This window comes from Burkholderia sp. Bp9143 (assembly GCF_003853645.1).
Lineage (GTDB): Bacteria > Pseudomonadota > Gammaproteobacteria > Burkholderiales > Burkholderiaceae > Burkholderia.
Window position 1 is genome coordinate 172018 of record NZ_QTPO01000006.1, and the last position, 12406, is coordinate 184423.

The window sequence follows — 12406 nt, forward strand, 5'->3', positions numbered from 1 at the left end:
GACTGGCCTCAGGCCGGAATAAGAACGAAGACGCCAATCACGTCGACAGGAAGACTGGGCGTTACGCGATACTCGCCTCGAGCGTCGGACGCAGTACGAACGCGGCGATGGTCTTCCAGCAGCAATTGCGCACGTGTACGTGCCAAGTTCTCGAGCACAGGCGCCCAACCGGACGACTGGTCGAGCGCGCGCTGGATATTCTGGTTACGCAGCGGCGGCGGCATGTTACGGCTGGGCTCGGCCGCCATGAGCGCACGCGCAGTTCCGTCATCGAGCAGATTCGTTTCATCATCCGCCAGCATGCCGACTGCCAGCGTTTCCTCGCAGAGCAACAGCCGAGTCTTGCCTCGGTGGGTGACGGTCAACTGATGGCGCAAACGAATCAGAAGCACAGTGGTCCGCGTAATCACCCTTTCCGTGAAGATGGCGCCCACGCGAGCAATGGCTTCTCCACCTGGCTGGGCAGCCTCCCGCCCATCATCCAGCGCTGTCTCGAGCAGATAGTCGGCCAGCGCCGACACCAGCGGATGGGTGCGATGGATAAACTGGGCACGCGGTGCAGGCGGCTGATGGAAGCTAATGTGCAACGCCCCCTCCATCCCCTCCCGCTCCAGCCGGTCGCGAATCCCCGACGGCATGCTGGCAGCGTGGAGTTTCCAGTGCGCGGCGCCCCCTTGGCTGCTCTGCTCGAGCGGCGCACCAAGCTGCACGGCGGCCCGTTTAACGAAGCGTTCGACATCCGACTCGCCACCCAGTACCGCCAGCGTCTTCTGCCACTCAGGCAGCACATCCTCCGGTTTAAGTCGGCGTTGCGCAAAGAGCGTCCGGTTCCTCGAGGCCTTTTCGCGTGCGGACGTCCATGCCGTATCGATAGCCTCTTCTGGTGCACCAAAATCCAGGCCGAGCTGCGGCATTCTCGTGGTCGTAGTCCCCTTTCGCAGCAGCACAGCGCCCACCAATGCCTGGGTGAGCTTGCCGTCGTCATCGGGCATGGGCACGAGCACACCGAGTTCCTTGCGGATGCTTTCGGCCTTTCGCAGGATGACCTGCAGCACCGCACCGTCGACCGGATTATCCTGGCCGTAAAGCATAGTAGTCCTAACCTCACGCGCCTTCTGACCGAAGCGGTCAACGCGGCCTTCGCGCTGCTCGTGACGGGTCGGGTTCCATGAAAGGTCGTAGTGGACAACCGCCGTGAAGAGATTCTGCAGGTTGATGCCTTCGGAAAGGCAATCGGTGGCCACCAGGATGCGCGTGTCCGCCGTGCCCATCGCTTCCACAGCCTCTTCGCGCTCGGCAGGCGTGAATTCTCCAGTCACGGCCTGAACCTGATGGCCCGGGAAAGCGACGCGCAGGTGCTCAGCGACGTAGTGAGCCGTCGCGATGTAGCGGCAAAACACGACCGGCTGAAAACCTCCCGCTGTCAGCTCCTTCAACTGGTCGATGAGACGCTTGAGCTTAGGGTCGCGCGCTGCCCCAGAAAGCCGCTCAGCACGCGCAACGAGTTCTTCGAGGAGCGCGCTGTCTTCGGTTTTGGCACCCGGCTCGATGTCCTGAGTGGTGAGGTCATCTTCGACCCCATCGAGCACGCGCTCCCGCCCCTGCTCATCAGCCTCCTCGAGCGACAGAGCAACCGCGTCCTCCTCTCGTCCTTCCAGGCGTGTCCGCAAAGCATTGACGGCGGCCGCCGGTGACGAGGAAATACAGCGCAGCAGCGCCAAGGCCGCCCACCAGCTCATGCGCCGGTGTAGCGCCCCCCGGCCCTCGGCCCGCGTGACGAGTTCACGGGCGTACTCCAATACGTCATCGAAAAGCTTGCCCCAGTCGCCGGTCAGCCCGTAAGTGATTTCGGCGCTCAAGCGCTCGGGAAACAGCTCGCCGTCATGCCACTCCTCAATGTCGGGCCTGCGGCGCTGGACGAAGTGGTTCGCAAGGTCCTCACGCAGCGCTTTCCGGCTATCGGATGGGGTATCCATCAACGTGCGGAATTCAGGCTTGAGCAGACCGAGCAGGTTATAGAACGCCTCTTCATCTCCCGAGTGTGGCGTCGCGGTAAGCAGAACCATGTGCCGACTCGGGTTCTCTGCCAGCCCCTTCAACAGCCGATAGCGCTGCTGCTTGCCCTGTCCGCTGTGCGTGCAGGTGTGGGCCTCATCGACAATCACACACTCCGGGCATGCGCGCTGGAACTCATCCCGACGTCGGTCCGACTTGATGTAATCGAGACTGACGACCGTGAATGGATAGGCCTCGAAGACCGACTGGTTAGCCGGCAAGCCTCGCTCGAGGCGCCCGGCCGTGGTGTCGCGCACGACCACCGCGTTGATGTGAAACCGCTCTTTCAACTCGCGTTGCCATTGCTCGCACAGGTGCGGCGGGCACAGTATCGCCAGGCGCGAAATCTCACCGCGGTCCAGAAATTCGCGGACGATGAGCGCGGCCTCGATAGTCTTGCCGATACCCACGTCGTCTGCAATAAGCAGGCGCACCACATCCTGCCTGAGCGCCATCAGCAGCGGCACCAGCTGATAGGCTCGCGGCTCGACGGCAATATTGCCGAAACTGCGGAAAGGCCCGGCGCCCATGCGCAGCTTCAGCTGCAGTGCGTCTCGCAGCAGTTGGCCCGCTGCAAAATTCGACGCCTGGTCGACAGTGGGCCACGGAAAAGTCGCGGGACCGACAGGATTCGGCTCGATAGGCAGATAGATGAGCGTCGCATCCTCTTCGCTTGCCCCGAGGGGGCGAAGATGCAACGTGTCATCCGTTGATTGGGGCAGGACGACCCATTCGCGGCCTCGCGCGGATACGAGGCTGCCGGGCTGAAACGATGCCTGAGCGGTCATTATGTGTGAATTCCAGTTCCAAAGAGGTCAGCGTGTGCCGCAAAGATGTCTGGCCAGCGCGCGGTATCTTTCGGAAAGCGGACCACGTAAAAACCGGCCCCATCCAGGCGTTGGTTGATTGCTGCATCCGCCTCGAGCTGCTTCGGCGTCTCGTGGTGCGGGCCGTCGACAAAGATTGCCGCCTTCCACTCCTCGTAAAAAAAGTCCGCCATTGTATTGCAGCGGGCGATGCTTTCCTGCCCGCGGTCCGGCATGCGATAGCCATGGGTTTGCACGTACTCGAGCCACGCCTGTTCAAGGGAGCTGCCGGAAATGCGCTGAAGTTCCCCCATCTGGGCGTCCGGTGTCCGGCCGAACGAGCCGACGGAGCCCTGGCAATGGGTCAGGCGGCACAGAATATCGAGTACCTTGCCATCGTTGTCCACGTCCTGGCGGTCGATATTCACGTGGTCTGGCTGGTTATAGTAGGAGAGCAGGCACCGGTAGCAACCGGCTTCGCATACTGGCTTGCCGTCCTTGTCCAGTTCCTGCGTCGGCGGTGCCTGCCAGTTGCCGTCTTCGGGTGGAATGAAATGCATGATGCGCAGCGCTTCCGCCGCGACACGGGCCAACGCGCCCGGCTCGGTCGCAATCCGGGTAAGAACCCCGGCACCACCTTCTGCCGATTCATAGAGCAGGATGGAGCGGCGCAAGTCCGCCTTGGGGAGCGGCTCCACCATGAGTTCGCTTTCTTCGAGCTGATAGACGGCCTCGATGCCACGCTTGAGCGCGTACTGCAGCGTCGCCATGGTCTTCAGGTCTAGGTCCTCCTGCGGCCGGACAATGAGGACATTGCGTCGGTCTTCAACGTAGGGAACGATGCGCTGGGGCGGCGTCTTGTCGGCAGCCGTATCAGGTTCGGGCTCACCGGCCTCATCGGCGCCACCCATCCAGTGACCCGTCACCGGGTTAATCTTGAAGCCCTTCAGAGACTTTTCCTTACGGCGTCTCCATCCGAGGTTCATGCGCCATACGGTCGCAGCGGCGCCGTATTGCAACTCGAGCACGACCCCGGCGGCGTCCTCCATAACCGCATGCCTGACCTGCAGCCTGCCGTCTTGCTCGACAAACTGGAGCGTTGTCTGCATTTCGTAGCCTTGCCTTACCCGTTCCTCCTCATTGGCCGTGATGCGGTCCGCACGGCGCGTCGAGACGTTCTCAATGCGATAGAGGTTCTGGACCACGTCGGCATCAGGCAGCAAGCTGTTGCACGAGAGGCAGCGGTCGGCGTCACGTTGGCCGCGGAAATGTCCATAGCCGCATGCCGGGCACACACGCGCGACCTCGGTCGTGAGGAGCGCACCAACGGAAACCTGGTCTTCCGCCGCGACCGAGAGCATCGCACGCGTAACCCTGTACTGGCTGCCTTCGTGATAGATGATGCTGTACGGTCCAAACTCGGACAAAGCGAGAAAGCGCGGACGGGACAGAAAATTCTCGCGCCCAATCTTGCCCTTGCGCGCCGGGATGTAAGCCATCAACGGCAGGCGCGGGAAGTTGTAGCCAGGCAGAAATCCCTGGCTCGCCAGGTATCGATATGTGTAAAAGTCGGAGTTCGTTGAGCCCGACTCCTGCAACAGGAGCGACTGCTGGCGAAACGCCTCATCGTGACGCTGCTTGGCATCGCGACGCTCACGCTCGGACGCCGACGGCCGGTTCATGACCGCCTGGTTGATTTCCATCTGCCGCTTGGTGGCGGAAAAAAGCTCGCGCCAGCGGTTAAGCGCCTTGTCGAACGACGCAAACGCGCTACGAAACACCTGGTCTGCAAAATTCTGGGTTAACCACGGCGCCTTGTCATTGGTGAGTTCCGATGACAGCATCCCGAGTACCCGCAATCCGCGTTGATGCGCGCGTTTTTGCGGCGCATCCGCATCCATCACCTGCCGATAGTCGTCGGTGAGCAGCGCCTCCGGGTCGTTCATGTCCAGCAACCCGCGTACACTCCTGTCGAGCTTCTTGCCGGTCTCTGCCAACCAAATAGCGTGCAGATGGCTCTCAATGAGTTCGCGGTTTGCGAGGTCGAGCGCAGGCGGGTTCACCTGGCCGTGCACCATGCGGACCGGGTCCCGGAAAAAATACTGGTCGTGCGGTGACTGGGCCGCACAATAGGTGATGACCAGCGCGGGCTGGCCTGCACGCCCCGCCCGGCCGCTGCGCTGGGCATAGTTGGCTGGTGTGGGCGGCACATTGCGCATGTAGACGGTGTTGAGCGACGAAATGTCGACGCCCAACTCCATCGTCGGCGAGCAAAACAACACTGGCAGCCACTCGAGCGGCTTGCCTTTCGAGTGAAGCCAGTCGGCGCGGTCTTTCTGCGTGAAGCGAAAACGCGCCTCGCGCTCGAGCCGGTCGTCCTGTTCGACCTGCGCAGTGTGTTCTCGAGCTTCGAAATCAAACAGACGGTGCACGGGATTGCCGAGCAGTCCGGCGATATTGCGGTAAAGCGACCGGAAGAATGCGTTGTCGTCCGAGCCGCGGCTGATGTTTCCATCGCCGAGCCGCCATACCAAGCCGGTGGTGTTGAGCTGGTAACCCGTCATTCCAAACTCGGTCTCTTCCGAGATAACGAGCCCATAAGGCTTCTTCGCCACCTTCAGCAGCGCGGTAACAATCTGCTGGTAGTCGTCATCCTTGAGTTTGGCGGCGTGCTTATTATCAAACGTGTTGCCCTGCGCGTCAGTCTCGCGCCACATGCTAGCTTGCTTGATTTCCTTACCCAGTCGTGACCGCGCACTGCCCGAGACAAGGTACTCGACGTTGCGTGGGTCCTCGTCGCGCGGCTTGCCCGTGGTGATGAACCAGCTGGCCGTCACAGGGGCTTCGTCTTCGGTGAAACCCCACGGCTCGCGCAGATTGGAGAAGCTTGCCGTCTTGAGCTTGTCGAGTTCCGTCCGGTCAAGATACCGGGAAGAGAGACACAGCCCTTGACGCATTGCATCGAAGAGCCTCGTGAGGACGCGCTTGCGCACCGTAGCCGAGGCTGTCTGCAGCACAGGTGGCGCGTCTGCCCATTCGCTTTCATCGGCCGCGAGTTCGTCCAGGTCCTGATACTCGATACGGACGAGTCCGAGTTGCTCCAGATTCGGATTGTTAAAGCGCCAGCCGCGACGCAGGTCGACGTACATGCGATAGCCTAGGATGACCCGCATGATGTCCTGGACCTGGCGACGCGCGTTGCCTTTAAGGTCCGGCTCCTGCATGTACTCCGCGCGGACCCCAGGGTCATCACGGTCGAATCCCAGTGCGGTGAAAACGGCGTGCGACACGGCCGCCTCGTCGAGTTGTCCGCCAGACTTTTCAATCGCTGACAGGAGTGCAGCCCGCTGCAACAGAACCTGCAGGAAGTCGTTAAAGTGGCCGACCTGCAAGGCGGCGTCCTGGCGATTGTCGGTGAATCCGAGGACCTTCTTCGCCTCGTCCTTGAGGTGCGCATCTTCTTCATAGAGGTAGCGCAGCGCTGAGAGCGTAAGCATTGTCGTGGCGGAGCTACGCCCTTCGCCCGACAGGCCAGTCAGCCGCAGCGACTCCTTGCCGGCCGTTTGATGCACCACGCCGCAACTCAGGCAGAAACCGAAGCTGCCAGGAATGTACCAACCCGATGTACCGTCTGGCGCGAGGTGACCTTCCGTGTCGACCCGAACATGTTGTGGCTGCCGCCGCCTGTAGGTCGATTTGAGCTTCAGGTCACCGTCTTTTTTCTGTTCCACCCAGGACTCCGGATAACGGTCGAGGGTGTCATCCCAGATTCCCGTGGTATCCGGCATAAAGTAGCCGCTCTTGATATCCTCGTCGTCGTGCGTACGCTCGTCGATGCTCCGCGGATTGAACACCCGGCCGCCTGAGCCACTTTCGTCCCAGACCGGCACGTACTCCTGGCCGCACTCCCGGCAAAAATGCAGGGCGAACAGCCGACGATGACGCTCTCCGGGAACGAACTGGCTGCCATCCAGCGTCAGATAGCGCTTGCCTGTCGGCTCCAGAGTCCCGAACACTTTGCTGCCGCCCGAGATGAACTGATGCAGCTTGAATGCAAAGAGACTTCGCCCGCCTTCATTGACGGGCTTGTCGGTGGTCCGGTAGGCCAGCAACAGGAATTCGGTCAGCGCGGCGCGTGCGAGGTCCAGCGGGACATCGGCATCGCCGGCGAGTTGTTCGCTAGCGTCCTCGAGCGTGCTGGGGCGGGCCCGACGCCACTTCCCCTCATCGCGCGTCAGGCCCAGGTTGAGCTCCACCCAAACGGCGAGCGGATGCGCCGCCAGCGCCAGAAATGACGGATTGGCCGGAAGCCCTGCCCGAATCGCGTTGCCAAGGTCGCCCCTGATATGTTCGACCAGCATGTCTTCGGGCGTGACGCGCTGCAGCGTCTCCGTGATGACATTCGCGGCGCCGATGGGAGTTCCAAAGAGGCGACCGGCGACCTCGGCCACCTTCTCGTTCCTTTCCTGCTCGGAGCCCGCGGTGGCCATGGTGGCCGAGGTACCGATGCATTGAAGGTCGTCAGCCAGCGCCTCGCGAACGCGGCGGACCAGCAAGGCAACGTCAGCGCCCTGCCGGCCCCGGTACGTGTGCAGTTCATCGAGCACCAGGAATCGCAGCCCGTGGGCATTGCGGATGACCGCCTTGTCCTTGTCGTCCTGACGCGTCATTAGCAACTCGAGCATCATGAAGTTCGTCAGCAGGATGTCGGGCGGGTTCGAGGCCAGCTGCTGGCGCTTCTCGTCATCCTCCTGTCCGGTATATCGGCCAAATGTCACCGGGGGATGGTCGCCATAATCGCCGAGGAACTTATCGAGTTCCTCCCACTGACTATTGGCAAGCGCGTTCATTGGGTAGATGACGATGGCGCGCGTGCGCGGCGTGCTATCCAAAGCCTTCGCTTTCAGAATGGCATCGGCCATGGGGATGAAATACGAGAGCGACTTGCCCGAGCCGGTCCCGGTCGTCAGAACGTAACTTTCACCGCGCTGAGCCAAGCCGATGGCTTCTTCCTGATGCCTGAAGAGGGTGAGCGAAGTTCCAGGGCTCGAGGCCGACTTGCCGGCCCGGAATATCCCGGCACACTCGGCATGCAGTTTGCCCGACGCCGCGAGTGACTCTACGGTCTGCCCGGTCTTGAAGTTAGGGTTGACCTGAACGAGTGGGGCGGGCCAGTAACGCTCCGAGTCATAGGCCTTGTCGACAAAGGCCTTGATATCTGGCGACTGGATTCGCGTGAAACTGCGCGTAAAGGTCGCGTAGTCGGCGACGAGTTTTCCCCGAAACTCAAAGACATCCATTAGGCATACCCCCAGATTCACGGGCCGACTTTTAGCGGCTCGGCTGCCGCGGTGGTCTCGCTAACCCGTGTATTTCCCCTAGTGGGTTTCAATTTTACCGACTAACCCCGCCCTTGTAATCTCTCGGCGCGGCTTTGCTGCAAACCGGAATTTTCCGCAGGCCGCCCGCAAGCCGTGCAGGCCACATATCAGTCTAGTCATTAGCGTCAAACTGCGTGTTATTTCAGTTCAGGTTAGTGAGTGCATCCAATTCCTCTGGCGACTTCAAATTTCGGTGCGGACCGGTTCGCAGTGGCCACCAGTCCGAAGCCGTTATCCACACCAGTACGGGGTTCGCAAAGCAACGGTGCATGGTCGAGAGCTTTGTGAAGGCGATGAAGCGCGATTACGCGGCCTTCATGCAGAAATCGGATGCTGCGACTGCCGCCCAGACATCCCCATGGCGCGCTGAAATATTGGTCGCGCTGTGGGCCTTGACGCCCCGTAAGCTCATCAACGGTCGTGTGAGGCGGCGTCCGCAACTACGGGGCCAAGTCCGCAAGCTCTTGTTGTCGTCGCGACCACCGGGTAACGTTTCCTCAACTCATCGAGTACGACCTCGACTATCCACCCGGGTGTCCTCAAGTTTGCACCGTCCCGAATCGCTGTTTTTTATTTCCAGAGACTTCTTGTCCATCGCCTCAAACATCTCGACGTCTTCCGGATAAAGGGGAGCGAGTACGTCCCAAATCATCTTGTCGCGAACGTCACGGCGGTCCCCACCGAAATGTGCGCGGCGATGGTCATCAGCACAAAGCCACCACATTGCGAACGTCATCGGCGCCCCCGCAATTCAACGGGATGACGTGATGCGCCTCCAAATAGAACCCACCGCTTGCAGTCCTGAAGCCTTCCTTGCCACAGAATTCGCAGCATCCGTTCGCCGCCCGACGTTTCGCTGTCTTCACCACCTCCGAGTCACGCTCAAAAATCGCAGTGCAAGTGGTCTCCACTTTTTTTGGAGGGGGCGTTAGTGGCCAGCCGCTGCGTTTGGTCGCGGTGTTGTCGCTCCTCAGCAGCAAGGTCGAAGTCGTTCGATTGCGGTTTTCCCCTGATGACGCGAATCAGACGGTCCGCTCCCTTATGATGGGGATACCATGGCACGGGGTCCAGTTCTCGCTGATGTGCTTCACTGGTCTCTCGAAATCCAATTTCTTTCGTATGCCATCGAGAATGGCAACACGAACCGGCGCCTTCCGGTAATAGGCTGTCTGAATAAGCGCAGACACGGCGTCCGCACGGCTCAGTTGTACCTGCGTAGCTGTGTCAATATTTTCCTGAGCCCAATTCGAAGCTCGGTCGATAAAATAAATCTCGCCATTCTCCTCCTGCGTATCGTCGTGTCAGTTGTTAACAAGATACGGACCACCGGGATTACTGGAACACCAATCGTACTGTGTCGTCATCGCAATACCAAGGTGCCCCGTGATGTCCTTGACAAGCTGTTTTTTCGTTGGCTTGAGGTCTTTTAGTGTAATAATTTTTTGAGGACACCCCATCTAGTTACCCAGCGTTGAATACATAGCCACCAACTTTTGTTCGACTGTGTTGTTGGACCGCACCGCCGCAATCTACCCAATTTCCGGACCAGCGTCTGCCGATATCGATATTGATGTCGATGCCGATGCCGATGTCGATGTCGATGTCGATGTCGATGTCGATGCCGATGTCGATGTCGATGTCGATGTCGATGTCGATGTCGATTTCCAAATCCTCCGGGAGCATAGCATCGGGCCGCACCCCATCAATTAGAATGAGAAAAATTTAATCCTATATTCTCACGCCCCGACGATATACAAGCCCCTCCAATTATCAGGAAAGTCTTTTTCCTTCCAAATTCTCTCAAATTTAGGTAAACCCCAAAAATCTTTAGAAACATAAAAGACAGCATAAAATCTCTCGTAATCCGGGTCCCCCGTATACCCTTTTACATCAGCATGTATGTCATCGATGATTTTTGTGAGCCTAGACTCCGTCGTCGCATATTTGTACTCAACCGCAGTCCTAATCTCAGGAATCAGGACATCTGGCTTGTACTCCTGAGCCGTTTTATAAAATGCGCTCCTCCCTCTCTTTGACGAAGGAAATACAGATTCAATAACAACCTTCACCGCTGAATAAACATCGATTTCACTCCCTATTGGCACCTTCATCTGATTGACTATTCTCGCCGTGTTTCTCAAAATATTATCAAGATAAGCAACCCCAGCGATATGCGCATATGACTCGAGGTCTGCAGATATCCCGAGCGGCGTTAGAAATCTACGCAGGTTTATCAAGAATACATTTCGACACTCGGGGTCCCAGAAATCAGGACCATTGAAATTCGACACAGCTGTCTTCACGTCGAATTTCTGACCAAATTTCTCGAAAAATTGTGCGAGGTAAGCCGATTGCTTCTTGGCGTCGAGATAGCAAATAATGCTCTCGTGCAGTGATGTTAGAGTGTGCTCGAATGGAACTATGAACTCGTCATCGCCATACACCAAGTGGTCAGGCGGATACGCGTCGGCGTCTTCTCGCTCCCTCCAAGCATCCCAATCAAGCATATGACCGATGGCCTTACTCTCCTGCTCATATGCGCGAGCCAGTAGCTCCGCGATGTGTCTTTCGAGGTCGTGCATCCTACTATCTCCCAATCCATTAGAAATTTAAATCAAAGTCCGGCATATCTTTCGGCCGCAAATGGGCCAAGGACGCTCAGTTCAACAGGAACGCAGTCGAGCAATCCATTTGGATGGCAAGGTGTATACATGCCTTGCACACAGCTTATCGTCGAAATTTTCAAAAACTTGAACGCCCCCAGCCTAGAATAGGTGAGACTCTGTGCTCGACTTGCGCCACCGCAACTCCAGTATCATGGGGCAATCGTCGGCCACCGATGTAGTGACGAGAATTCTGAGGACGTACATTTATCGAGCGCACGCGGTAACGGGGAAATGGCCAAACATATCCGTGCTCAGGGACTTGACACGGAGAACATGAAGGACTCTAGAATGGACATTGCGCTCTACCTGAAGTCAATATCGGCCGAATGCCAGGCGCTGAAGGACAGAGTCCGGGACCTCATCGACGACCACCACTGGGCCACCGACGGTGCTTGGAAAGAATCAGTCTTACGAGCCATGATATCTCGGACTATCCCCGCCACCTACTCGGTCGCTTCAGGGTTCGTTATCACAGAGGATGGCCCGTCAACGCAAATTGACGTCCTTATCTATGACAACTCCATCCCGGTTCTTTATAAAGGAGGCGATTTGGTCTTTGTGCCGCCGACCGCGTGCGCAGCAATCATAGAGGTGAAGACCACACTGGACGCAGCGCAGTTCCAGGGTACCGTCGCCAAGGTCGCAAACATCTGCGAGCTGATTCGAAGATACGAACCAAGGAGACCTCTTTTCAGTGGAATATTTGCCTACGACGGTCATCCAACACCGCGCCGGATACTGGAGCACATCGACCGAGCAGCCGACGGCCAGGAAGGTCGGATTGTTAACCACGTATCAATCGGCACGTCATCGTTCGTGAAGTACTGGCCATACGACCCGGTGTCCGGCGACCTAGGTTACAGACACTGGCACCACTACGGACTGCAAGATTTGGCGCCTGGTTATTTCCTGCACAACCTGATGTCGTTCCTCGCGAAAGAAGACTTAGTACGTGGGAACAACATATGGTTTCCTCCGGAGGGAAAGGAAACGCAGCTGACTCACACCCGGCGTTTTACCGAATAATGCAGGCCTCGCTGTGGTAAGCCAATGGCCTCCTAGTTGCGCGCGGCCCAGTGGCGGTGCCCCACCCATCGACGGGAGTCCCTACCCGCCGTATATTTACGGCCTGAGCCAGTGGCATCCAACGTGCACATTTCAAGTATCAGATTATCGACGTTGAGCATGCCGACAAGTCGATTTGGGGCACCGTGAGCAACGTGATTCAGGTTGCTGCTCGGAAGAACGAGGGGGATAGGCTCATTCCTCGCGAGTGGTTCGGTCGCTGACCGAAGTGGTGGAAACGGACGCTAACTGTATCGAAAAACAGGCTGTATGCGTCAGCATGGAATCCACGCCAGGCCTCGTGCGACAGGGGCTTGGCGGTACTGCACTTTGCGCACAAAGTGCAGTACATTTGGGGCCAGATTCAGGCCAAGTTTTCTCATTTCCGTTGAGAAAGCGTGAGAAGCCGCGAGTGCCCCTCCCAACCTCTCCG

Annotated in this window: 6 protein-coding genes and 1 pseudogene; 2 read left to right on the plus strand and 5 right to left on the minus strand. The window is 58.6% G+C overall.

Going from position 1 to position 12406, the window contains the following annotated elements; genetic code table 11:
* Nucleotides 1-8: 8 nt before the first annotated feature.
* On the minus strand, nt 9-2843 hold the full coding sequence (locus DIE23_RS06540) for a helicase-related protein (RefSeq protein ID WP_124611355.1): 2835 nt from the start codon (nt 2841-2843) through the stop codon (nt 9-11).
* Nucleotides 2843-8161, minus strand: a complete 5319-nt coding sequence (locus DIE23_RS06545; protein WP_124611356.1) for a DEAD/DEAH box helicase — start codon at nt 8159-8161, stop codon at nt 2843-2845. The genes DIE23_RS06540 and DIE23_RS06545 overlap by 1 nt, the downstream gene beginning before the upstream one ends.
* Nucleotides 8162-8443: 282 nt before the next feature.
* Between DIE23_RS06545 and DIE23_RS40015 the strand changes: the two are divergent.
* Nucleotides 8444-8635: pseudogene (locus tag DIE23_RS40015) on the plus strand (hypothetical protein); the annotation flags it as partial.
* Between the two features lie 311 nt (nt 8636-8946).
* Here DIE23_RS40015 and DIE23_RS40815 read toward each other — a convergent pair.
* From DIE23_RS40815 to DIE23_RS06560, 3 genes are all read right to left on the minus strand, one after another.
* On the minus strand, nt 8947-9153 hold the full coding sequence (locus DIE23_RS40815) for an HNH endonuclease (protein ID WP_409364223.1): 207 nt from the start codon (nt 9151-9153) through the stop codon (nt 8947-8949).
* A gap of 550 nt (nt 9154-9703) precedes the next feature.
* A complete protein-coding gene (locus tag DIE23_RS06555) occupies nt 9704-9910 on the minus strand; it encodes a hypothetical protein (protein WP_124611358.1) in 207 nt (68 codons plus the stop codon).
* A gap of 68 nt (nt 9911-9978) precedes the next feature.
* Nucleotides 9979-10824, minus strand: a complete 846-nt coding sequence (locus DIE23_RS06560) for a hypothetical protein (protein ID WP_124611359.1) — start codon at nt 10822-10824, stop codon at nt 9979-9981.
* Between the two features lie 372 nt (nt 10825-11196).
* Here DIE23_RS06560 and DIE23_RS06565 point away from each other — a divergent pair, with 372 nt between their 5' ends.
* Nucleotides 11197-11934, plus strand: a complete 738-nt coding sequence (locus DIE23_RS06565; RefSeq protein WP_124611360.1) for a DUF6602 domain-containing protein — start codon at nt 11197-11199, stop codon at nt 11932-11934.
* Nucleotides 11935-12406 lie beyond the last annotated feature (472 nt).